Here is a 23224-nt window from a genome sequence, read left to right on the forward strand (position 1 = left end):
GGAGCGGACGGCGAAGGCGAGCCCCGCCGGGCACCGGAAAGCAGGCGGCGCCCCACCCGGGTCGTACGGACCGGGGGCGGGAGCGCCGTGCGGAGCAAGAGGGGGCACCGTGCGGAGCAAGAGGGGGCACCGCGCGGAGCAAGAGGGGGCACCGTGCGGAGCACGGAAGTAGCACCGCGCGGAGCACGGAAGTAGCACCGCGCGGAGCACGGGAGAGCGCCGCGCGGAGCAGTGGGCCTATCCCTGGAGGGCGTCCTGGCCGGCGGACGGGGACGCGGAGGGCGATGCTGACGCCGACGAGCCGGCGGGCAGCGCGCTGCCGCGCTTCCACTGGTTCCAGCTCAGCTGCCAGTAGCTCCAGCCGTTGCGCCAGTCGAGCTTGCGCTTGGTGCCGGTGACCGTGATGACGTCACCGCGCTGGCTGATGCCGTAGAACCACTTGGCTCCCGCGGGGGTGGCGCGTACGCAGCCGTGGCTCTGGTTCGACTTGCCCAGGAACTGGTAGTCGCCCGCGCTCTGGTGGACGTACTCGCCGCTGTCGGAGATCCGGACCGCCCAGGGGATCTCCAGCTTGTAGTAGAGCGGGTCCTTGGGGTCGGTGACGCCGAGCCAGGACGAGGTCATCGTCTCGACCCGCTTCTTGCCCATCGCGAGGTGTACGCCGGTGGTCGTGAGGTAGACGTCGACGCCGTTGCGCCGCAGGCCGCCGCGGCCCGCGCTGATGGGGATGGTCTTGGCGAGCTTCCCGTCGCGGCGCACCTTCATCACGTGCCTCTTGGTGTCGACCACCGAAATGTTGGCGGTGCCGACGGCGAAGCGGCGCGAGACGTCCTTGGCGGCCTCGTTACCGGGGATCTGGCTCAGCCTGGCGGTGAACAGGACCTTCTGATGCGGCTTCCAGTAGGTCTTGGTGCGATAGATGACCTTGCGGTCGGAGACCCAGCGCCAGGCGCCCTCGACGGGCTTTTCCGCCTGGACCTGCAGTACCGCTTCCGCGGCCGCCTTGTTGCGTACGGCGCGGTCGAAGGTGACGATGATCGGGAAACCGACGCCGACCCGCTCGACCTTCTCGCCCATGGGCGTGATGTCGGCGATGCCGAGCTTCGGCTTTCCTGTCTTGCGTGCCGTCTTGGACGCCGCGCGCGGGGCGAGTGCCGTCGCCTTGACGTCCTGGGCCTGAGTGGCCGGAGCCTGAGTGGTCGTACCGGCCGCACCAGTGACTGATGCGGCGGGAGCGGTTGTGCCTCCCGCCGAGCAGGCCGTAGCGACGGCGATGGCGGCAACGGTGAGTGTGACGTGGGCCGCCCGCCGGAGGGTATTCACGGTCTACTCCTCATAGGGGGTTTTCACAGCGAATTGCACTGACTTGGAACGTGTGAAACGGCGGTTTTGTGCGGCCGATTCCGTAACGATCAAGTAACGCTGATATAGGCGGTCCTGGTCGGATATATCGGGTTGCCCTGCCGTACGATCGGCCGCGTGCTGCTGATGACGCTGGACGCCTGTCCCGGCGGGCCTGGACTTTCCGCCCGCGACGACGAGGAGGCGCTGCGGATCGCCGCCGAGGCCTTCCCCGGCACGGATCCCGTCGTGGCGGTGGACGAGGACGACCGGGACGCGCCCCTCCGCTTCCTGCGCCGGGACGTCACGGGGGCGTTCGTGGCGATCCAGACGCGTCCCCCGATCGCCGAGGCTCTCGGCCTGCTGCCGCACCCCGAGGGCGGGTGGTATCGCGAGACGTGGCGGACGGCCGCCTCCGTCGAGCTTCCCGGGTACGGCGGCACGCGGGCGACGGCGACCGGCATCTACTTCCTGCTGGAGCCGGGCGAGGAGTCGGTCTGGCACGCGGTGCGGTCCGACGAGGTGTGGTTATGGCACCGGGGCGGGCCGTTGACGCTCGTGCTTGGCGGCACGGGCGAGCGGCCCGGCCGGGAGGACGTGATCGTCCTGGGGCCGGATGTGGAGAACGGGCAGGTCCCGCAGGCGGTGGTGCCGGCGGGCACCTGGCAGGCGGCTCGCCCGGCGCGAGATGAGGGCGTGCTGGTGAGCTGCGTCGTATCACCCGGCTTCGATTTCGCCGACTTCACCGCGCTCTGAGGCCGACTGCACCGCGCTCCCGATATCACCGTGCTCTGAGCCGGCCGCGCGACGCCGGGAGAGCACGACGACGCCGGGTCCGCTCAACGCCCCGGGATCGCCCTGCGCTCAGGTGGTGGTGCCGGGGAGGCCGACGCGGTCGGGCACCTGGCGGGGCAGGCCGCGCAGCCATCCCTCGACATCGGCGGGCCACCAGCGGCCCGCGGACAGGCCGCGCAGCGTCTCCTTGACGGCGCCGGCCGAGGCGGGGCTCGGCATCACCCTGGTCGGCGCGGCCCCGGCGAGCACGCCGAGCCACCAGTGCCGCCGGGTGGGCGTGAGGCTGTCGGGGTCGAGGACGATGTAGTAGTCGGGGAGCACCAGCCGGTCGGCGCGCAGCGCCCCGGCCGCCGCCTCGATGGCGACCTCCAGGCCGCCCACCGGCGTCGTACCGTCGAAGAAGCCGGTCCAGGCCTCGCCGACCTCGGCCAGTGGATCGGCGTCGTGCAGCACGTACGTCGCGCTCGCGCGCGTCACCACCTCGGTCATCTCGGTGGGCGTCCGCTCCCCGCGCAGGATCGCCCGCACGTTGTGGAGGCCGTCGAGCCCCGCGATCACCTCGGCCGCCCGGTGACCCACCACCACGACCACCGTGCTGCTCAGCCGTCGCATACGGGGAAGTCTAGGAAGCCTGGTGATAACCGTACGGCCCCGGGGGTAGGCGAGCACGGGTAGAGCGAGCACGGATAGGCGATACGAGCAGCGATACGAGCAGCGGGGGGAGAACCGGGGTGCGGGACAGGGACCGCTGGGTGCTGACCGACGGCGCGTGGACGGCGAGCGCGAGCGAACGTGACCGTACGGTCGCCGACCCGGCGACGGGAGAGCCGGTGGGCGACTTCCCCGCCGGGTGCGCCGAGGACGTGGAGCGGGCGGTCCACTCGGCCCGCCGCGCCCAGCCCGCATGGGCCCGTACGGCTCCCGCCGACAGGGCGGCGTGCCTGCACCGGATGGCAGGCCGGATCGAGGCCCGCGCGGACGAGCTGGCCGAGCTGGTGACCAGGGAGATGGGCAAGCCGATCGGCGACAGCCGCGGCGGCGTGGCGGCGGGGGTCGGCACGCTCAGGCAGTATGCCGAGCTGGGGCCGCTGCACCGGGGACGCAGCCTGCAGGGCGGCTGGGACGCCACCGACCTCATGGTCCACGAGCCGCTCGGCGTGGTCGCGGTGATCACGCCGTGGAACGACCCGGTGGCCATCGCCTGCGGGCTCGTCGGAGCGGCCGTGGTGACCGGCAACGCGGTCGTGCACAAGCCGTCGGAGCGCACACCGCACACGGGGGCGCTGCTCGCCGAGCTGATGGCGGCGGAGCTGCCGCCGGGCGTGCTGACGATGGTGCCGGGCGACCGGCATCCGGGCGAGGCCCTGGCCGCGCACCCGGGGATCGACCTCGTCGCGCACGTCGGCTCGACCGCCGCGGGCCGGGCCATCGCCGCCGTCGCCGCGCGCACCGGCGCCAGGACCCTGCTGGAGAACGGCGGCAAGGACCCGCTGATCGTGGACGCGGGCGTGGACGTGAAGTGGGCCGCGGGACAGGCGGCGACCGGCTGCTTCGCCAACGCCGGGCAGATCTGCACCTCCGTCGAGCGGGTCTACGTCCACCGCGACGCCGCCGAGGAGTTCCTCGCCGCGCTCGTGCAACGGGCCGAGGAACTGCGCATGGGCCCCGGGATGAACGAGGAGACGACGCTGGGCCCGCTCGTCGACCGGGCGCAGCGCGACGTCGTGGACCGGCACGTACGCGGCGCGATCGAGGCGGGGGCGCTGCTGCTGACCGGCGGATACGTGCCCGAGGGGCCGGGGGCGTTCTATCCGCCGACCGTCCTCGCCGACTGCACGGAGAACATGGACGTCATGCGCGAGGAGACGTTCGGACCGGTCGCGGCGGTGCGGGTGGTGGAGTCGTTCGACGAGGCGCTCGAGCTGGCCCGCGAGTCGCGGTATGGCCTGGCGGCCACCGTCCTCACCCCGTCAATGGACAACGCCCAGCGGGCTTGGCGCGAGCTGCCGGTGGGCACGGTGAAGATCAACGCCGTCTTCGGCGGGGCGCCCGGGGGCGCGGCCCAGCCGCTGCGCGCCAGCGGGCACGGCTTCGGGTATGGTCCCGAGCTGCTCGATGAGATGACCCACACCAAGGTCGTCCATCTGAGCCCGCTTCCCTGAGTCGATCGCCGGGGCCGGCTGTCAAGAGATTCTGAGCTTTGACCCGACACTGAGCGCGGGGCGCGCGATCGGCGGTGACGTGCTGCCTACGGTCTTCCTCGTACGATCCGTCACCTCGGGGGAGACTCATGATCATCAGCTCGGCCGCCGCCGCCCTCGCCGCAACCCTGATCGCCGGACCGGTCGCGTTCGCGGACCCCGCGCCGCCCGGGGGAGCTTCCGGGGACGACGCGATCCCGGTCGCGACCACGATCTCGGCGCCGCTCGACACGGCGGTCTACAACCCCCGCAGCAACCCTCGCAACAACCCCCGAAACAACCCCCGCAACAACACCGGCTACGACGGCGAATACGGCCCCTCCGGACCCGACGGCCTGGGGTCGGCCGTCGCCGCACCCGTCACCAGGCCCGTCGCGGCCGGTCCCGCTCCGCTGATGGGCCAGGCCATGGAGCCGAAGCAGGCCGTTTATCACACGAAGGGCAAGGACGGCGTGCGGCACGACGTGTACGTCGTCCCGATCTCGGACGACCCCTCCAAGCCGATCACGCTGCCCGACTTCGGTTTCAAGACGTTCCATGTGACGAACAAGCCGCGCGCCCACACCAAGCAGCGTGCGCACAAGTCGAAGAAGGTCAAGCACCACGCCGTCCGCGGCGCGGGAAAGAAGCACCGCCACGGCGGCAAGGGCATACACCGCGGCCGCTGACCGATCAGGCACTGACCGATCAGGCGCTGACCGATCAGGCCGCCGGTACGGGCAGGTGGGCGGCGGCCCTGCGGCGTTCGGCCTCGGCGCGGGTCGTCGCCTCCCTGACCGGGCGCTGCACGAGCATTCCCACGAGCGTGGCGGCGGCCGCGCTGCCCAGCCCGATGACCCAGCCCACCGGGCCGAGCGGCCGGCATCCGAAGACGGCGCTGACCCCCGGCACCGTGATGATGAGCCACAGGACGGCCAGCGACGACAGCGACGCGAGCACGACGATCCTGTCCCGGCCGCCGCCCGCGAGCGTCTGCAGGAGCTGCGCGGACACGAGCGCGACGAGGCCGATCGTGTCCGCGCGCCCGCGGGTGCCCGTCATGCGTCCGAGAATCCACGCGACCGTCGCCGCCGCCGTCGTGACCGCCGCGCGCAAATAGATGTCGCGGGTCAGCGACGCGCCCAGCGACGCCTCGGGGCCCTCGGCGAGCAGCTCGTCCGGATCGGTCGAGGCGGGCGGCCGTACGGCGACCGCCATGGCCGGCACCATGTCGGTGAGGAGATTGACCAGCAGGAGCTGCCGGGCGTTGAGCGCGCTTCCGCCGGCCAGCAGGTTGGACCCCACGGTGAACGCGATCTCGCCGATGTTGCCGCCGAGGAGGATGCTCAGCGAGTCGCGCACCGAGGTCCACATCGCCCTGCCCTCGACGATGGCGTCCACGATCGTCTCGATGCGGTCGTCGGTGACGACCAGGTCGGCGGCGGACCGCGCGGCGGGCGTCGCGCGGGAGCCGAGGGCGATCCCGACGTCGGCCGTACGGATGGCGGGCGCGTCGTTGGCGCCGTCGCCCGTGACGGCGACGACCTCACCGGCCCGGCGCAGGCACGTGACGATCCTGGCCTTGTGCGCGGGGGTGGTGCGGGCGAAGACCGCCACCTCGGGCAGCACCTTGGTCAGCGTCTCGTCGTCGAGCTCGTCGAGCTCGGGGCCCGTCATGACGCGCTGGCCGTTCAGCGCGTTCAGCTCGACCGCGATGGCCTCGGCGGTGCTGGGGTGGTCGCCGGTGACCATGACGATCCGCACCCCGGCCCGCATGAGGCGCCTGACGCTCTCCGCGGCCGTGGACCTGACCGGGTCGGCCAGGCCGAGGAAGCCGAGGAAGCACAGCTCCTCGATGCGCGACTCGTCGAGGTCGCTCCGGTCGGAGGCGGGCCGCTGCGCGACGGCGAGCACCCGGTAGCCCTGCCGGGCCAGCCGCTCCACCTCGTGCTCCAGCTCCGCGCGTACGGTCTCGTCGCAGGGGACCGCCCCGGTGTCGCGGTGCACGGTGGTGCAGTGGGTGAGCACGATCTCGGGCGCGCCCTTCACGCTGAGCAGGTGCCCCTGCTCGGTGCGGCCGAGCACGGCGTGGTAGCCCCGGCCCGGCTCGAACGGCATCTCGTCCACACGTTCCCAGGTCTCGAACCCTTCAGCCGGCGTGACGCCCAGCCGAAGGGCGCCTTCGAGCACCGCGCGGTCGGTCGGGTGGGCGATCACCCGTCCCCCGCCGGACTTGGGGCTGGCCCGGACGGCCGCGGCGAGGACGCGCCGCAGCCACGCGTCCGCCTCCTCGAGCGGACGGCCCGACCACCCGTTCGACAGGTACCGCAGGCTGATGCGGCCCTCGGTCAGCGTGCCGGTCTTGTCGAAGCACAGCACGTTGACCCGGCCCAGGGCCTCGATGGTGGAGGGGTTGCGCACCAGGGCGGCGCGCCTGGACAGCCGTCGCGCGGCGGCCAGCTCCGCCACCGTGGCGACGAACGGGAGCCCCTCCGGCACGGCGGCGACCGTCAGGCTGACGGCGGGCGTGAGCGCCGCGGCCAGCGGCCGTCCGCGCAGGAGGTCGGTGAGGAGCAGCACGACACCCGAGGCGATCGACAGCGGCAGGATGCGCCGGCTCAGCTCCCGCAGGCGCAGCTCGACGCCGGTCGGCGGGCTCGGCTCGCCCGCGAGCCTGGCGCTGCGCCCCGACTCGGTCATGTCGCCGGTCGCGACGACCACCGCCCGGCCGCTGCCCGCCGCGATCGAGGTTCCCTGGTAGACCATCGAGCTGCGGTCGGCGACGGCCGCCGCCACGGTCGGCGCGGCCGTCTTCGTGACGAGCTGCGACTCGCCGGTGAGCGTCGACTCGTCCACCTCCAGCCCCACGGCCTTGATGACGCGGGCGTCCGCGGGCACGGCGTCTCCGGCGCGCAGCTCGATGACGTCGCCGGGCGCGAGCTCGGCCTTCGTCGTCTCGACGACGCCGTCGGGGCGGCGCAGCCGTACGAGGACCTCGGTTGACTCGGTCAGGCGCAGCAGCGCCCGGTCGGCCTTGAACCGCTGCACGCCGCCGAGGAACGCGTTGATGACCATGACCCCGCTGATCAGCACGGCGTCGAGGACCGAGCCGACGAGAGCGGAGATGCCCGCGCCGGTCGCGAGGGCGGGCGTGAGCGGGTTGGCGAGCTCCTCCAGCGTGGCCCGGGCCAGCGAGTGGGGCCCCTCCGCCTCCTCGGGCAGGGCCTGCGTGCGGCGCCTTCCCGCCTCCTGCTCGCCGATGCCCTCCGACGAGGAACGGAGCCGAGCGAGCACCTCACGCGCCGACATGGCGTGCCATGGCGTGCTGTCGGCGCGGGCCGGAGTGGAGACGCGGCCGGCGTTCTGCCCGTCCCACTCGCCCAGCACGATGGCGCCCAGCGAGACGGCGGCGCTCGCGATCTGCGCCCGGCGCAGGGCTGTGGCGGCCGGGCCGGCGACGGCCAGCAGCGTGCCGACGCACGCGCCGGCCGCGCCGAGCCGTACGGCGTTGCCGCTGTTGCCACGCGCCCGGGGCAGGCAGCGCAGGAACAGGTGGACGCCGTGCAGCTCACCGGCGATGTCGGCGTCCCACGGCACCACGTGGCCGGGTTCCTCGGCCGCCGGATCGACCACCCCGACGCCGATGTCGGCCTGGGCGAGCGCGTGCCAGGCGTTCCTCGACACGACGGCCACGCAGTGGCCCGCCGCCTGCAGGTCGTGCACGTGCTCGGCGAGCTCGCGGCCTCCGGGCAGCGTACGGGCGATCCCGAGGTGCTGGGCCAGGCCCTCGTCGCCGCCCGCGAGCAGGACCGTGCCGGCCGCCGCCTTGGCTGCGCCGACGACGGGCAGGGCCAGAGCGTCGATCTCCGGGGCGAGACCGGCGACGGCGACCCGCGAGCCGTCCCTGGACACCTCCACCGCCCGCAGCCCGCGTGACCGCCAGAGGTCGGCGTCCGAGAGCAGGAGATCGGGGTCCGGCAGCGGGCGGACCGACCAGCCCTCCACGGTCCCGGTGCGGCCGGGGTCGGAGAAGTCGATGAGCGAGTAGAGCCGGGAGTAGAGCTCGCCGGTGTCCTCCCCCTCGCGCAGCGGCTCGACCCGGTCGATCGTCCACGAGCCGGTCGTCAGCGCGTCGGCGTGCAGGATGACGGTGTCGACACGGTCCATCTTGCGCAGGCATTCGGCGTCGAAGACGACCGTGTCGTGCTTGCCGAGCGCACGGGTGACCGCGCCCGCGAACGCGTCGCGGCTGAGATCGGCGACCTTCGGGGTGCCGGAGACGAGGATCGCCACGGCCCGTTCGCCCCGCACGAGCGCCTGCGTCAGCGCGTACGCGGCGGCACTGATCGGGGCGACCACGTCGGCGTAGCGCTCGATCGGCCCGTGCGGCAGGTGGGTCGGCCGCGGCCGGGTCTCGGCCCTGATGTGGTGGTAGGCGCCGGGACGCGCGGCGAGCCGCTCCTCCAGCCTCTCCCACGCGTGCCGGCTGGCCCTCGTCTCGACGTAGCGGCCCACGTTGGCGGCGGCCTGCACGAACAGCGCGGCGGGACGCAGCGTGAGGGTCTGGGTGACGAGGTTGGCGGTGTTGAACAGGGCGTCGGTGGGCCCGTGCCCCAGCCGGCGGTCGAGCTGTTCGCGGATCGCGGGCGTGGCGTTGACCAGTTGCAGCAACGCGGGCACGGCCACCGGGAGCTGCGGGGCCCGGATCGCCCTTCCCAGGAAGATCAGCCCGATTCCGGCGACGCCGGCCGTCAGCCGTATGGTCGCCCGCAAGTGCTCCTCCACGAGCTGGACGGGGCTCTCGTGGGCGTGCTCCTCCTGCTCGTCCAGCTCCTGGATGACGGCCAGCAGCTTGTCACGGTCGACCCGGTCCGGGTCGCAGGCGACGAAGACGGCGGAGATGCGGCCGTTGACCTCCGCCCGCTCGACGCAGGGGAGGGCCTCAAGCCGCTCCTCCAGCTGAAGCGCCGCGGCCTCGGAGCCGGGCCGGCCGATCCCGCGCAGGTCGATGCGTACGCCGCCGGGGCAGACGTGCACGTCGCGCGGGCAGGGAAGCAGGTCTCGGAACGGCTCGGGCAGCACACCGCGCAACAGGGTCGCGGACGTCGTGAGCACCTGGTTCAGGAACATTCGGCTCTCCAGCAGACGGGAGCCCGGACGCCGGGCCCGGGATCGAGCGGGCGGCCGCATCGGAGGGTCAGCCGGCGGGGGTCAGGGCGCCTCGCCACCGCCGCGCGAGCGCGCGGAGGCTGTGCCACGTCGGCGGACGGCCGCCGACATCGGTGGCGGGCTGCCGGAGTGCCCGGAAACACCTCACCCCCCCTCCTCGTGAGAGTCGGGGGGAACTCACGAATGGCTTCCGCCTGAACCCATACGAAGGCTCAGGTGCTGGTCATAACGGTCGTGCGACCGTCCTCGGATACTTTTCCTCCATCCGGAGCCCGAGAAACGCGGGAATGCCAGAAACGCGGGAATGCGGGCGTGAGGGGAAAATCCGGATGAGGTGGGCGTGAGGGAAACCCGGGAGCGGGGTGTCCGGTAGCGGCGTGCCCGGGAGCGGGGTGCCCGGGAGCGGGGTGCCCGGGAGCAGGGTGTCCGGGAGCGGGGTGCCCGGGAGCAGGGGTGCCGGGGTCGGGTTTCCGGGGGCCGGTCGTTGGCGCGGGGCGTTGGTGCGGGGGAACGCGCCGCCCGCGATCGGCGTGTGGGGCCCCGGCGGGCCGCGGAGTCACCCGATGGTGAACGCGGGCCAGTCGAGCAGGGTGAGCAGCTTGCGCAGGCTGGGCTTGACGTTGTCGAGCCGGATCGGCCGGCCCAGGGGAGCGTCGGACAGCAGGGCCAGGGCGCGCAGGCCGTAGAGGTCGATGAACTGGAGCTCGGCGACGTCCACGGTTCCCGTGCCCGGCCTCGCCCACCGCCGGTGCAGGGCGTCGGCCATCGCGTCGCCGTTGGTGAGGTCGATCTGTCCGATCAGCCGTACGCCGCCGTCTTCTGAGGAGCGTACGACCAGTTGCTTGTCGAGGTAGAGCAGAGTCTTCTTGCTCAGGGCCGATTCGAGCGACCCATTGACGATCGTCATGTCGGTGCCGCCTTCCATGTAGAGGGGCAGCCACCTCCGAGCATCACCGTCGCCGCTCACCGATGTCAACCCGGCCGCCGTACGGCCGCGCCGTACGGCGGGAAGCCGCTCCGTCGCCGCAGGGCCCGCTGCCTGCGGCGACGCGCTCCCGGCCGTACGGCTGCGGAGTGACGCGACTCACGTTTGTCGCAGGAAGATCGTTTCAGGGCTTGTGCGCGACGCCGCCGACGAACGTGTGATAGGTGATGCCGGGCTCGAAGACCTCACCCGGGTCCGGCCGCCACTCCGGGAGCGGCACCAGGCCGGGTTCGATGAGCGGCAGGTCGCCGAAGTAGGCCAGGATCTCCTCGCGGGTGCGCCACCGGCCCGTGCCCAGGTTCTCGTTGAACAGCTTCTCGGCCGTGGTCGCCTGCGCCGACACATCGGGCATGCTCGGCCCGGGGTTGTGGAAGTGGGACAGCGCCAGATAGCTGCCCGAGGGCAGGGCCTCGCGGAAGCGCGCGGCGATCCCGTGGGGGTCCTCGTGGTCGTTGACGTGATGCAGGATCGCGAACAGCAGCAGGGCCACCGGCTGGTCGAAGTCGATGAGCGCGCGGACCCCGGGGTGCCCCAGGATCGACTCCGGGTCGCGGATGTCGGCCTCGACGACCGTGGTGCTCCCGTTGGTCGCGAGCAGCGCCCGGCCGTGCAGGAGCACGATGGGGTCGTTGTCGACGTAGACGACGCGAGCCTCCGGGGCGACCTTCTGGGCCACCTCGTGCACGTTGCCCTGGGTGGGCAGGCCCGAGCCGATGTCGAGGAACTGCCGGATGCCCGCCTCGGCGGCCAGATGGCGGACGACGCGCCGGAGGAAGGCGCGGTTCGACCGGCCCGCCGCGGGGGCGTCCGGCGCGATCTGCAGCGTCGCCTCGCCCACCTGCCGGTCGATGGCGTAGTTGTCCTTGCCCCCGAGGAAGAAGTCGTAGACCCGGGCGATGCTCGGCTTGCTCGTGTCGATCCTGGCGAACGCCTGGGCGCGTCCGGCAGCGTCGTCGCCCGGGTGCTGGTCGTTGTCGGCCATGATCCGTCCTGTTCCTCGCCGTACCGGTTCAGATCATGATCATGCTATGAGCTTCCGGGGCCGCGGAGAAGGATGTTTGCGCTAAATGGCACGAACCGGTCGGTCAGCGAACAGCATCGGCCGGCGAAGTGTCCGGTCGGAGGGGGAACTGTCCGTTTGGCGGGCGGGGCAGGTCGGCGGGCGGGGAGCCGGTCGTCGTGGGCGGCCGTGGAAAGCGGGCCGCCCACGGGTGCCGGATCAGACGCTGACGCCGACCCCGCCGCGCGTCTGCGCGCCGTACCGCTCCAGTTCCTTCGCGAGGTCGAGCGGCTTGATCTGGGTGCGCCCGTCGAGGACCTCCTGGGTGATCAGGCCGGCGGGCACCAGCCAGGACACCTCGAACTCCAGCCCGTCCGGATCCTTCGCGTAGAGGGCCTTGGTGGTGGAGTGGTCGGACGCGCCGACCAGGGCGTTCATCTCCGTCAGCTTGGTCGCGATCCGGTGCAGCTCGGCGAGCGTGTCGACCTCCCAGGCGAGGTGATAGAGGCCGACCGTCGCGCGCCCGGCGGTCGACGGCCCCGCCTGCGCCCCGATCTGGAACAGCCCGAGGTCGTGGTCGTTCGAGGAGCCCTCGGCCTGCAGGAAGGCCGCCCCGGGGAACGCCTGGACGACGCGGAACCCGAGGGCCTCCTGGTAGAAGGCCACGCTGCGGGAGACGTCCCGCACGTACAGCACGGCGTGGTTGAGTCGCTGGACCGGCATGACGCCCTCCCGAAAACTTGAACGCTCAAGTAATTGTACCTCGGTGGGTTTCCCGGAAACTGTCGGTGCCAGGTCGTACGGTGGCCACCGGGCAGCGCCAGGGGCGCTGCTCGGGAGCGGTCCGGGGATCGGTGCCGGCGAGGGGGCCGGCGGAGGGGGACGACATGATCGTGGACAGGGCGACGCGGGAGCACGAGGACAACCTGGTCCTGTTCCGGGTGGTGCACGAGGTCGCGGTCCGTCACGCCGGCGCGCCATACCACCAGGTGATCTCGGCGCTGACCGCCGACCTGCCCGGCACGCCCCGGCTGGCCGACGACGAACTGCGGCGCATCGCCGAGGAGATCAGCCTCGGCCGCGACCCCTCCGGCCTGTAAGCCGCTGCCTGCGGAGGGGCGCGATGCCTGCCGGTGGCGCGGAGTGGACGGGGAGGTGTCAGTCTTTCTCGTGGACCGGCATGTTCTGTTCCATCGTGCAGGCAGTGGGCTGCGATCCGCAGAAGGCGGCCTGCAGTTTGAGTGAGTGGGTCTTGGTGATCGGTCCTTGCGACCGCCCCATCACGAAGGCGGGGGCGATGGCTCCGTTGAGGCTCTGGTTGAACCGGCCCGTGGCGGACCTGCCCTGGACGGCGTTCGCGCGTCCCCCTTCGATCACCTGACGTCCGCCTCCACCGGACTTGTGGGCGCGGCCGGCCGCGGGCTCCTCGCGTACGGGTGGCGGGGTGACATGCACCGCTGCGGACGGCGGGGTGCCATGTGCCGCTGCCGGCGGTGAGGCGGGACGCGCCGTCGCGGGCGGTGGTGTGACATGCGCCGTCGCGGGTTGTGCGGCGCAGATTCCCGCCGCCGGGATCATGAGCGCTGCCAGGGCCAGCCGCCGGGCCGTGAGGACCACGACGTCAACGGGGGGCCGCGTCCAGTAGCGGGACATATCGCTGTACGCCTTCCTGCTGGACGGCCGACGAAGCGCGTCGGCCGTCCAATTTCCGTGGATCGGCGGCCTCATACCCCGCGGGCGCAGTCCGTGACCTGTGCTGGGCAAGATCGGCACTGGTCCTTACGGCTTCTTGGCACCCGGCTTCTCGGCACCGGGCTTCTCGGCGTCCGGCCGGGGCGCTTGCGTCGCCCTCGCGTCAGGTGTGCAGGAGTGCGGCGGGGTCGGCCATGACCTGCTCGATCACCTGGCCTGCCGCGCCGAGGGCGGCGGCCTCGGCGCCGAGCCGTGACACGACCACGGGCGGCACGGCACCGCGCATCTGGCCGAGGCGGTCCTTCAGCGTGTCGGCGACCATGTGGCCGATCCAGGGGAAGAGCGGCGCGTAGATGCCGCCGAGGACGATCGCGTCGGGATCCACGAGGTTGACCGCCGACGACAGAGCCACGCCGAGCGCCCAGGCGGCCCGCTCACAGGCGGCACGCACGTCCGCGTCACCCTCCTTGAGCCGGGACAGCACCCATGCCACGCCCTGCTGCGCGGGCAGGAGCATCTCGGGTGAAGACGACGGTTCGTCCGTCTTCCCCGACGTGCCCGTCTCCCCTGATGTGTCCGCATCCCTGCGCCGCGGCATCCCGGCCGGCGGGTTCCCGTGCGCCGCAACCGGGGAAACCGCAGCCGGGGAGACCGCAGCCGGGGGCACGGCGGCGGGCCGGATCGAGGCGGCGGCGCGGGCGGCGGTCAGGAGGGCGTCCTGGCCTGCGTACTGTTCGAGGCAGCCCCGCCCGCCGCAGCGGCACGGCGGGCCGTCGGGGGAGACGACGACGTGCCCGAGCTCCCCGGCGAAGCCGTGCGCGCCCCGGAAGAGCCGGCCGCGGACCACGAGGCCCGCCCCGATGCCGATCTCTCCCGACACGTGCAGGAAGTCCGGCAGCCCCGACCCGAACCACAGCTCGCCGAGCGCGGCCAGGTTGGCCTCGTTCTCCACCCGTACGGGGAAGGGGAACCGCAGGAGCGACGCCAGCGGCACGTCGCGCCAGCCGAGGTTCGGCGCGTTGTGGACGACGCCGCTGGTCATGTCCACAGGGCCGGGCACGGCCAGCACCCCGCCGACCACCCGCAGGCCGTTCTCCACAGCTTCGTCCACAACCGCGGAGGCCAAATCCCCAAGTCGCGCGATCACATCCACAGGGGGTGCGGCTCGGTTGTCCACAGCCTGTGTACGGCGCAGCCGTACCGTCCGGGCGAGGTCGACCACGCACACCGCGAGGTAGTCGACGTTGACCTCGAGCCCGAGGGCGGCGACGTGCTGCCCGCTGATCCGGATCTCGACACCGGGCCTGCCGCGCTCGCCGTCCCGGACGGCGCCGGTCTCCACCACGAGCCCGCCCTCGATGAGGTCGCCGACGAGCTTGGACACGGTCGTCTTGGTCAGGCCGGTCATCTCGGCGAGGGCGGCCCGGGTCACCGATTCCCGGGCGCCGACCGCGCCGAGGACGAGCGCCAGGTTGCGGGCGCGCATCGCGTCATGCCGCAGGGCCTGCGTCATCGCACCCTCCACGCCGCCTCATAACGGCCGCGGCTCTCGCGTCCGTGCCGTCCGTAGCTCTTGTGCTCGTACCGTCCGCTGCTCTCGCGCTCCTGCACGCGTGCGGCCCGCCTCACGCCGTTCCCGCCCGCGTCATCGCACCCCTCCACGCGACTGTCGCCGCACGCCCGACGGGCTGTGCAATCACATCTTCCACTGCCGGAGGTTGAGAACCCGGACACACCCCCTTGACCCTGCGGCTCCTCACGTCCGATATTTAGTCCACAACATAGACTAATTCGGAGGCGACCCATGTACACCCCCACTCCCGAGGACCGCTTCACGTTCGGGCTGTGGACCGTCGGCTGGCAGGCGCGCGACCCGTTCGGCGACGCCACCCGGGCCCCGCTGGACCCGGTCGAGAGCGTCCACCGCCTGGCCGAGCTCGGCGCGTACGGTGTGACCTTCCACGACGACGACCTCCTCGCGGTGGAGCCGGACCGGACCAAGGCCATCGAGAGCTTCAAGAAGGCTCTCAGCGAGACCGGCATGAAGGTGCCGATGGCCACGACCAACCTCTTCACCCACCCGATCTTCAAGGACGGCGGGTTCACCAGCAACGACCGCGACGTCCGGCGGTACGCCCTGCGCAAGGTCATGCGCAACATCGACCTCGCCGCCGAGCTGGGCGCGAAGACGTACGTGTGCTGGGGCGGCCGTGAGGGTGCCGAGTCCGAGGCCGCCAAGGACGTGCGGGTCGCGCTCGACCGCTACAAGGAGGGCTTCGACCTCCTGTGTCAGTACGTGATCGACAAGGGCTACGACATCCGGTTCGCCGTCGAGCCCAAGCCGAACGAGCCGCGCGGCGACATCCTGCTGCCGACGATCGGCCACGCCCTGGCGTTCATCAACTCGCTGGAGCACCCCGAGATGGTGGGCCTCAACCCCGAGGTCGGCCACGAGCAGATGGCCGGGATGAACTTCGTGCACGGCATCGCCCAGGCGCTGTGGCACGGCAAGCTGTTCCACCTCGACCTCAACGGCCAGCACGGCCCGAAGTACGACCAGGACCTCATCTTCGGCCACGGCGACGTGAAGAACGCGTTCTTCCTCGTCGACCTGCTGGAGAACGGCGGCTACGACGGCCCGCGTCACTTCGACTACAAGCCGCTGCGCACCGAGGACAAGAACGACGTCTGGGAGTCGGCCGCCGCCAACATGCGGACCTACCTCATCCTCAAGGAGAAGTCGAAGGCCTTCCGCGCCGACCCCGAGGTGCAGGAGGCGCTGGCCGCCAGCAAGCTCACCGAGCTGGCCCAGCCGACCCTGGCCGAGGGCGAGACCTACGACGACATCCTCGCCGAGTCGATCGACGTGGACGAGGTGGCCGCCCGCGGCTTCCACTTCACCCGGCTCAACCAGCTCGCGCTGGAGCACCTCTTCGGCGTGCGCGGCTGACCGGTACGACGAGAGCGGAGGGACGACTGTGACGCTGGTCGCGGGGGTCGACTCGTCGACCCAGAGCTGCAAGGTCGTCATCCGGGACGCGGAGAGCGGGGCCCTCGTGCGCGAGGGCCGCGCCTCCCACCCCGACGGCACCGAGGTCCATCCCGAGCACTGGTGGTCCGCGCTGCAGAGCGCGATCGAGCAGGCGGGAGGGCTCGCGGACGTCGCGGCGGTGAGCGTGGGGGCCCAGCAGCACGGAATGGTCTGCCTCGACGAGGACGGCGAGGTGGTCCGGCCCGCGCTGCTGTGGAACGACACCCGCTCGGCCGGAGCGGCGGCCGACCTGGTCGCCGAGCTCGGCGGCCCCAAGGCGTGGGCGGAGGCCGTCGGCAGCGTCCCGGTGGCGTCCTTCACCGTGACGAAGCTCCGCTGGCTGGCCCGCAACGAGCCGGACAACGCCGCCCGTACGCGGTCGGTGTGCCTGCCGCACGACTGGCTCACCTGGCGGCTCGCCGGGCGGCCGGGCACGATCACGACCGACCGGGGCGACGCCTCCGGCACCGGTTATTGGTCGCCCGCGACCGGTGAATACCGGACCGACCTGCTCGAACTCGCCATGGGCCGGGTGCCGGAGCTGCCCCGCGTGCTCGGTCCCGCCGAGCAGGCGGGCACGGCCGAGCAGGGCGGCGCGCTGCTCGCGCCGGGCACGGGCGACAACATGGCGGCGGCGCTCGGCGTCGGCATGCGGCCCGGTGACGTGGTCGTGTCGATCGGCACCTCCGGGACGGCGTTCGCCGTCGCAGAGGGGCCGTCCGCCGACCCGTCAGGGGCGGTCGCCGGGTTCGCCGACGCCACCGGGCGCTACCTCCCGCTGGTCTGCACGCTGAACGCGGCACGGGTGCTGGACGCGGCGGCCCGGATGCTCCGGGTCACGCCCCAGGAGCTGAGCGACCTGGCGCTGCGGGCCCCCGCGGGTGCGGACGGGCTGGTCCTGGTGCCCTACCTGGAAGGGGAGCGCACCCCGAACCTGCCCGACGCCACCGGTTCGCTGCACGGCCTGCGGCTGGGCAACTCCACGCCGGAGCACCTGGCCCGGGCGGCGGTGGAGGGCATGCTCTGCGGGCTCGCCGACGCGCTCGACGCCCTCGGCCTCGAACCGCGGCGGGTGCTGCTCATCGGCGGCGGTGCGCGGTCGGAGGCGGTGCGCCGCATCGCGCCGACCGTTTTCGGGCGTCCGGTGCTCGTCCCCACCCCCGGGGAGTACGTCGCGGACGGCGCGGCCAAGCAGGCCGCCTGGCTGCTGTCGGGGCAGCCGGAACCGCCGCTGTGGGACACGGGCGCCACCGAGTCCTACGAGGCCGATCCCACGCCGGACCTGCGCGAGCGCTACCACGAGGCCGCACAGCAGTAGTCGTCCGAGGTGGGGCCCGGGCCGCGTCCCCTCACGGCCGCACCCGAAGGTCTGGGCCCGAAAGTTCTGGGCCCGAAGGTCTGGGCCCCACCCTGAGACGACCCTGACCCGTTCTCCGGGGCATCTACGCGTTGTCCCGGATGTTGGGAACGGGCCGTACGCGGGATCCTGACCATATGGTCAAGAGGATCTATCCCCTGCTCGCCGGCGGCGGCATCCTGTTCGCGGTCGTCACCGTGGTGGCGGCGCAGGTGGGCGGGGATTCCTCCTTGGACCCCGTCTCCATGACGATCAGCGAGTACGCCGCCCGCGACGGGGGCGGCGCCATCGAGACGGCCACGGCCGTCCTCGGCCTGGCGTCGCTCGCGCTGCTGGCCGGGATGCGCGCGCTCGGCGCGCCGGTGCACGGCTGGCCCGCCCGCCTGATCGGCCTGTGGAGCGTCTCGCTCGTCGGCGCGGCCGTGATCCCGTCGGGCACGGTCTGGCAGGGGGACGTCCACGGCGCCCTGTCGGTGGCGGCCTTCGTGAGCGTGCCCGCCGCCGCCATCCAGTTGGTGGGCCGCCTGGGACAGGACGAGCGGTGGAAGGCCGTCGCCCGCCCGCTGGAGTGGCTGACGCTCGCCTCCGGCCTCAGCCTGGCGGCCATCACCTACGTCGCGCTGCCCGGCCACGGCGTCATGATCGGCCTGGTGGAGCGGCTGCTGCTGACCGCCGAGGTGGCCGTCCTGGGCGTGCTCGCCGTACGGCTCGCGCAGCTCGCCTGGGTGCCGTCGCTCAGGGCGCGGATCGGCGACCGGCGCGCCGCGCGCGACTTCCTGGTCCACCGCTGAGCAGTGTCCACTTCCGAGCAGTGTCCACTTCCAAGCCGCCGGATCGTGCGGGCGCGGGGGCGCCGCACGATCCGGCCGGGCAGGCGCCCGGCGTAGGGCACCGGTCATGCTCGTCCTCGCGTGTCAGACGTTCGCCAGCATCTTCCGGGTCAGTTCGCCGAGGCGGCGACGGTAGTCCGGGTCGTACGCCTCTTCGGAGGCCCGCGCCTCCTTCTCCCCGTCGAAGTAGCGGCCGGTGATCCCGGCCAGTTCGGGCGCGTCCACCAGACGCCGGGTGGCGGCCACGCCCTTCTCCAGGGTGTCGACCACCTCCATGCCGGATCTCGCCGACATGGCCGTCGGCATGTACGAGGCGGGATGAATGCTGTTCGCCGTGACACCGCTCCCGTCGAGTTCTCCGGCCAGATCGAGGGTGTGGCAGATCAGGGCGAGCTTCGACCGGCAGTAGGCGGCGACGTCGGTGTATCCACGTTCGAGGTGCGGATCGTCGAAGTCGATCGGCTGCTGGCCGATCGAGGCGACGTTGACGACCCGGGAGGGTGCGCCTCGGCGAAGCAGCACGAGCAGCTCCCGGGTGAGCAGCACGGGCGCGAGATAGTTGACCGCCAGGCGCAGCTCATGCCCGTCCGCCGACAGTTGCTGGGATGTCCCGTCGACGTGGAACCCGATCCCGGCGTTGTTGACGAGCACGTCCAGCCGGTCGTGGGTCTCGGCGATCCGTGCGGCGAGCCGCCGGACCTCGGCGAGGGAGGAGAAGTCGGCGGTGAACGTCTCGCCGCCGGTGGCCTCGGCCACCTCGGCGAGCCGCCGGACGTCTCGTCCGTGCAGCAGCAGCCGGTGCCCGGCGGCGGCGAGGTCTTCGGCGAGCGCACGGCCGAGCCCGTCCGATGCGCCGGTGATGAGAATCAGTGCCATGTCTTCCACCCTTCCGGTGGTTACGTGTCATGTCGTGGCCGTACGGAGGTGATCCCGGTTAGGGCGATGAGGACGACGAGGACGAATGCGCCTCCGCCCAGGGCGAAGCACGCCGTGAACCGGCCTTCGGCGGGCAGGGAGGCCGCTCGGGTGGCGAGGTGCCCTGCGGGCTGGACCGTGAGCAGCGTCGCGGCCAAGGCGCTGGCGACGGAGCTGCCCACCGAGCGGGCGACCGAGTTGATCCCGTTGGCGATGCCGGTCCCGTTGGCGGGTACGGCACCGGCCAGGACGGCGGGGAGGGTGGCGAAGCCGAAACTGACGGCGACGCCGACGAGGACGGCCGCCGTGATGACGACAACGGCCGAGCCGCGCGCGGCGGCGAGCACGGTGAAGCCGGCGGCCCCGCATGCGGCGCCCACGGCGAGGGTCGCGTGGGCGCCGATCACCCGGACCATCGCCCCCGCGACCCGGGCGGCGGCCAGGGAGACCACGGCGGGCGGCATGAGGTAGACGACGGACGTCTCCAGCACGGTGGCCCCGAATCCGTACCCGTCGGGCGGGGCCGGGAGCTGGACCAGCGCCGAAACGCCGAGGAACTGCGAGAACATCGCGAAGCCCACCAGGAAGCCCGCCAGGTTGGCGAGCAGCACCGGTCGCAGGGCGAGCATCCGCATGTCGACGAGGGGCTCGGCCGCCCGCCGCTCGCGCCTCGCCCAGACGGCCGCCATCGCCACCGCCGCCGCGAAGCACCCGAGGGTCGGCGCGGACGACCACCCCCACCTGACCCCCTGCGACAGGGGAAGCAGCAGCAGGGTCAACATCACGGCGAGCGCGATCGCCCCCGGCCAGTCGGTGCGTCCGCCGGGCCGTACGCGGGGGCGGGGGACGACGGCGGCGACGGCGGCCAGGGTGAGCGCGGACACTCCGGCCGACAACCAGAACACGGGGTGGAAGTCCGGTGCGGCGCCTCGGGTGAGCAGCCCCGCGCCGACCAGGGCGACCGCGTTGCCGACCGCCAGCGTCCCGCTGAGCAGGGCCGTCGCGCCGGGAAGGCGGTCGCGGGGCAGTTCGTCGCGGATCACCGACTGCGCGAGCGGGAAGATCGCGGTGGAGGCTCCCTGCAACGCGCGTGCAGCGATCAGCCAGGGCAGCGCGTGGGTCGTGGCGCCCAGCGCGGACCCCGCCAGAGTGAGACCGAGCACGCCGATCAGGGTGCGTCTCGCGCCGTGCTGGTCACCGTAGCGGCCGAGCAGAGGCGTGCATACGGCGGCGGAGAGCAGCGTGGCCGTGGTGAGCCAGCTCGCGGCGGTCGTGGTGGTGTGCAGATCTCGCTGGACGACTCCGAGGATCGGCACGGTCAGCGTCTGCATCATCGAGACAACCATGGCGCCGAGGCCGAGGACCGGAACGAGCAGCCGGCCGCTGCGGCGGCCGGCGGACGCCGTGGTGTCGATGCGGGTCATGAGCATGAGAGAGCTCCTCGGCGGCCGGCCCTCTGCGGTCGAGGGCCGGCGCAGGGATCGGCCGAGGATCAGCCCAGGGTCTTGAGCAGTTCGGCGGCCAGCGGAGCGGAGGAGGCGGGGTTCTGCCCGGTGTGGACGTTGCGGTCGACGACCACGACGGGCGCCCAGGGCTCGCCTGCGGAGAACCGCACGCCCAGGGCGACCAGCCGGTCCTCCAGGACCCACGTCACCCGGTCGGCGAGCCCGGCCAGCGTCTCCTCCTCCCTCGTGAATCCGGTGATCCGGTAGCCGGTGAACGGCGAGGTGCCGTCCGGCCCTTCGGTAGCCAGGAGGGCGGCCAGGCCGTGGCAGACGAGGGCCACCGGCGTGCCCGCGGCCATGACGTCGGCCAGCAGGCGAGCCGAGTGCGGGTCGGCCGCCAGATCCTCCATCGGGCCGTGCCCACCGGGGTAGAACACCGCGGCATAGCCGGCCGGATCGACGCTCTCCAGCGCGATCGGGCTGTGCAGCTCCGCGGCGGACCGGAGCGTGGCGGCCATCGCGTCCGCGCCGTCCTGGCCGCCGGTGACCTCGGGGGCGAGGCTCGCCTGGTCGGCCGTCGGCACGACGCCGCCGGGGGTGGCGACGACCACCTCGTGCCCTGCCTCGGTGAACGCCAGGTAGGGAGCCGAGAACTCCTCGGCCCAGAAGCCTGTCGGATGCTCGGTGCCGTCGGCCAGCGTCAGGTGGCGCGCACCGGTCATCACAAAAAGGATCTTCGCCATTACTCGTGCTCTTTCCGGACTCCTCGCGGAAGGCGAGGTGAGGTGAGCTGACGACGCCCTGCGGCCCCGTCAGCGAGGGAACGAGCTGGAGCGTAGGCGGCCCAGGCATCAGGGAACCAATAGCATTTGTTGTATGAGCCATAGGGGTGCCTATGTGTCGGGAGACCGGGCGGCAGGTGGGGCCCTGGATCTGATGCTGCTGCGGACGTTCCTCGCGGTCTATCGCGCCGGTTCCTTCACCGCGGCCGCCGCGCTGCTGGGGCTGTCGCAGCCGACCGTGACGAGTCAGGTGCGCACGCTGGAGGAGCAGCTCGATCGCCAGTTGTTCGAACGGCTGCCGCGAGGAGTGGCCGCCACGTCGGTGGCCGACGAGCTGGCCGCACAGGTCGCGGGCCCGCTGGACGAGCTGGCGGTGGTGGCCGGACGAGGACGCCAGGGCGAGGAGTCCTCCGAGCCGGTGCATCTCGGGGGTCCGGCCGAGATGCTGAGCGTCCGCGTGCTGCCCGCCCTGGCGCCGCTGGTCGAGCAGGGCCTGCGGCTGCGCGTCACGGCCGGGCTGGCCGACGACCTGCTGGAGGGCCTGCGCGCGGGGCGTTTCGACCTGGTCTTCTCGGCGATCCGGCCGCGGGGCCGCACCGTGCTGGCCACACCGCTCATGGACGAGGAGTTCGTGCTGGTGGCCGCACCTGCCTGGGCGGACCGGATCGGCCCGGTCGCCTGCGACGACCCCAGTGCCCTGCACGGTGTCCTGCACGGTGTCCTGCACGACGCTCCGCTGGTCGCCTACGCCGAGGACGTGCCCATCCTCCGCCGGTATTGGCGCCACGTCTTCCATACGCGCCTGACGAGGTCGCCCGCGGTGACCGTGCCCGATCTGCGCGGTGTGATGGCGGCCGTCGTCGCCGGAGCCGGAGTCACCGTGCTGCCGCGCTATCTGTGTGCCGGCGAGCTCGACAGCGGCAAGCTCGTGATGCTCCTCGACCCGGACGACCCGCCCATCAACACCGGCTTCCTCGTGCAACGAGCGGGCGCGCCCGTACGCCGCCAGGTCACCCTCGTCCGAGACCGGCTGTTGCAGGAGGCCCGCCACTGGTGAGAGCCGGAGTGGGCTTCAGGCGGGACGGGCACGCAGGTGGGCGCGTTCGCCCTGCGGGCCGAAGAGGACCAGCAGCTCGACGGGGCGCGTGTCGGCCGACCCCAGCCAGTGGGGGATGTGGGTGTCGAACTCGGCCACCTCGCCGGGCTTGAGCACCAGATCCCGGTGGTCGAGGAGCAGGCGCAGCCGGCCTTCGAGGACGTAGAGCCACTCGTAGCCCTCGTGTGTCTTCAGGTCGGGCTCGCCCGCGTCGCGGTCCGGTGGGATGACGAGTTTGTACGCCTGCATGCCGCCGGCCCGGCGGGTCAGCGGGACGAAGGTCATGCCGAGGCGGTGCACCGGACGCAGATGCACGCGCGGGTCGCCGGTGCGCGGCGCGCCGGCCAGCTCGTCGAGAGGCACGCCGTAGGCGTGGGCCAGTGGGAGCAGCAGCTCGAGGTTCGGCCGGCGGCTGCCGTTCTCCAGCCGCGACAGCGTGCTTTCCGAGATGCCGGTGGTCCGTGACAGGTCGGCCAGCGTGACACCGCGCTGTTTGCGCAGGTCACGCAGCTTCGGCCCGATGGCGGCCAGGACGTCTTTGAGCTGGTCCATGCCGAACAGGTTGCCGAAACGGCATGAGAAATTGCAACGCGGGCGAGGGGCGGG

General features: G+C 72.5%; 20 protein-coding genes. 8 read left to right on the plus strand and 12 right to left on the minus strand.

The genetic code is table 11. From position 1 onward, the window contains the following. Positions 1–237: 237 nt before the first annotated feature. Complete coding sequence (locus FLX08_RS00075; RefSeq protein WP_142615856.1) at positions 238–1323, minus strand: L,D-transpeptidase; 1086 nt, start codon at positions 1321–1323, stop codon at positions 238–240. Positions 1324–1488: 165 nt separating this feature from the next. On the opposite strand from FLX08_RS00075, the gene FLX08_RS00080 reads away from it, so the two are divergent. Beyond that, positions 1489–2097 (plus strand): cupin domain-containing protein, encoded by a 609-nt coding sequence (locus FLX08_RS00080; protein ID WP_142616302.1) that lies wholly within the window; start codon positions 1489–1491, stop codon positions 2095–2097. 108 nt (positions 2098–2205) lie between these two features. Here the strand turns inward: FLX08_RS00080 and FLX08_RS00085 are convergent, their stop codons facing one another. Further along, the gene (locus tag FLX08_RS00085) at positions 2206–2748 is read right to left on the minus strand and encodes a hypothetical protein (protein WP_142615858.1); all 543 of its coding nucleotides are present in this window, start codon (positions 2746–2748) and stop codon (positions 2206–2208) included. A gap of 119 nt (positions 2749–2867) precedes the next feature. On the opposite strand from FLX08_RS00085, the gene FLX08_RS00090 reads away from it, so the two are divergent. Both FLX08_RS00090 and FLX08_RS00095 read left to right on the plus strand, forming a co-directional pair. Further along, a complete protein-coding gene (locus FLX08_RS00090; protein WP_244312156.1) occupies positions 2868–4298 on the plus strand; it encodes an aldehyde dehydrogenase family protein in 1431 nt (476 codons plus the stop codon). A 128-nt stretch (positions 4299–4426) separates the two neighbouring features. Continuing rightward, complete coding sequence (locus FLX08_RS00095; protein WP_142615860.1) at positions 4427–5005, plus strand: hypothetical protein; 579 nt, start codon at positions 4427–4429, stop codon at positions 5003–5005. Between the two features lie 34 nt (positions 5006–5039). Here FLX08_RS00095 and FLX08_RS00100 read toward each other — a convergent pair whose 3' ends face one another. The 4 genes from FLX08_RS00100 to FLX08_RS00120 all read right to left on the minus strand — a co-directional run bounded on the left by FLX08_RS00100 (position 5040) and on the right by FLX08_RS00120 (position 12193). Further along, positions 5040–9446 carry an HAD-IC family P-type ATPase gene (locus tag FLX08_RS00100; protein ID WP_142615862.1) on the minus strand — a complete coding sequence of 1469 codons (4407 nt, stop codon included), beginning with the start codon at positions 9444–9446 and terminating at the stop codon, positions 5040–5042. Positions 9447–10041: 595 nt separating this feature from the next. After that, a complete protein-coding gene (locus FLX08_RS00110) occupies positions 10042–10392 on the minus strand; it encodes an STAS domain-containing protein (protein ID WP_167530221.1) in 351 nt (116 codons plus the stop codon). Positions 10393–10594: 202 nt separating this feature from the next. Beyond that, positions 10595–11452, minus strand: coding sequence for an SAM-dependent methyltransferase (locus FLX08_RS00115; RefSeq protein ID WP_142615866.1), 858 nt, complete (start codon positions 11450–11452; stop codon positions 10595–10597). Between the two features lie 237 nt (positions 11453–11689). After that, complete coding sequence (locus FLX08_RS00120) at positions 11690–12193, minus strand: VOC family protein (protein ID WP_142615868.1); 504 nt, start codon at positions 12191–12193, stop codon at positions 11690–11692. Between the two features lie 164 nt (positions 12194–12357). Here FLX08_RS00120 and FLX08_RS00125 point away from each other — a divergent pair, with 164 nt between their 5' ends. After that, positions 12358–12570 carry a hypothetical protein gene (locus tag FLX08_RS00125; protein WP_142615870.1) on the plus strand — a complete coding sequence of 71 codons (213 nt, stop codon included), beginning with the start codon at positions 12358–12360 and terminating at the stop codon, positions 12568–12570. 58 nt (positions 12571–12628) lie between these two features. On the opposite strand, the gene FLX08_RS00130 is transcribed toward FLX08_RS00125, so the two are convergent. Continuing rightward, positions 12629–12847: a hypothetical protein gene (locus tag FLX08_RS00130; protein WP_142615872.1), complete on the minus strand. Its 219-nt coding sequence runs from the start codon at positions 12845–12847 to the stop codon at positions 12629–12631. 478 nt (positions 12848–13325) lie between these two features. Further along, positions 13326–14675: an ROK family transcriptional regulator gene (locus FLX08_RS41810; protein ID WP_244312157.1), complete on the minus strand. Its 1350-nt coding sequence runs from the start codon at positions 14673–14675 to the stop codon at positions 13326–13328. Between the two features lie 291 nt (positions 14676–14966). Here FLX08_RS41810 and xylA point away from each other — a divergent pair, with 291 nt between their 5' ends. The 3 genes from xylA (at position 14967) to FLX08_RS00150 (ending at position 18341) form a co-directional block, all read left to right on the plus strand. Continuing rightward, positions 14967–16112, plus strand: a complete 1146-nt coding sequence (xylA, locus tag FLX08_RS00140) for a xylose isomerase (RefSeq protein WP_142615874.1) — start codon at positions 14967–14969, stop codon at positions 16110–16112. Positions 16113–16140: 28 nt separating this feature from the next. Beyond that, on the plus strand, positions 16141–17511 hold the full coding sequence (gene xylB / locus FLX08_RS00145) for a xylulokinase (protein WP_142615876.1): 1371 nt from the start codon (positions 16141–16143) through the stop codon (positions 17509–17511). Positions 17512–17687: 176 nt separating this feature from the next. After that, positions 17688–18341 (plus strand): DUF998 domain-containing protein, encoded by a 654-nt coding sequence (locus tag FLX08_RS00150; protein ID WP_142615878.1) that lies wholly within the window; start codon positions 17688–17690, stop codon positions 18339–18341. 123 nt (positions 18342–18464) lie between these two features. Here the strand turns inward: FLX08_RS00150 and FLX08_RS00155 are convergent, their stop codons facing one another. From FLX08_RS00155 to FLX08_RS00165, 3 genes are all read right to left on the minus strand, one after another. Beyond that, on the minus strand, positions 18465–19256 hold the full coding sequence (locus tag FLX08_RS00155) for an SDR family NAD(P)-dependent oxidoreductase (RefSeq protein WP_142615880.1): 792 nt from the start codon (positions 19254–19256) through the stop codon (positions 18465–18467). A 20-nt stretch (positions 19257–19276) separates the two neighbouring features. After that, positions 19277–20725, minus strand: a complete 1449-nt coding sequence (locus FLX08_RS00160) for an MFS transporter (protein ID WP_142615882.1) — start codon at positions 20723–20725, stop codon at positions 19277–19279. Between the two features lie 62 nt (positions 20726–20787). Beyond that, a complete protein-coding gene (locus FLX08_RS00165; protein WP_142615884.1) occupies positions 20788–21483 on the minus strand; it encodes a type 1 glutamine amidotransferase domain-containing protein in 696 nt (231 codons plus the stop codon). A gap of 133 nt (positions 21484–21616) precedes the next feature. Between FLX08_RS00165 and FLX08_RS00170 the strand changes: the two genes are divergently transcribed. Continuing rightward, positions 21617–22579, plus strand: coding sequence for a LysR family transcriptional regulator (locus FLX08_RS00170; protein ID WP_142615886.1), 963 nt, complete (start codon positions 21617–21619; stop codon positions 22577–22579). A 15-nt stretch (positions 22580–22594) separates the two neighbouring features. On the opposite strand, the gene FLX08_RS00175 is transcribed toward FLX08_RS00170, so the two are convergent. Beyond that, positions 22595–23170, minus strand: coding sequence for a helix-turn-helix domain-containing protein (locus FLX08_RS00175; RefSeq protein ID WP_142615888.1), 576 nt, complete (start codon positions 23168–23170; stop codon positions 22595–22597). Positions 23171–23224 lie beyond the last annotated feature (54 nt).

It is taken from the genome of Microbispora hainanensis (assembly GCF_006874475.1).
Classification (GTDB): Bacteria; Actinomycetota; Actinomycetes; order Streptosporangiales; family Streptosporangiaceae; genus Microbispora; species Microbispora hainanensis.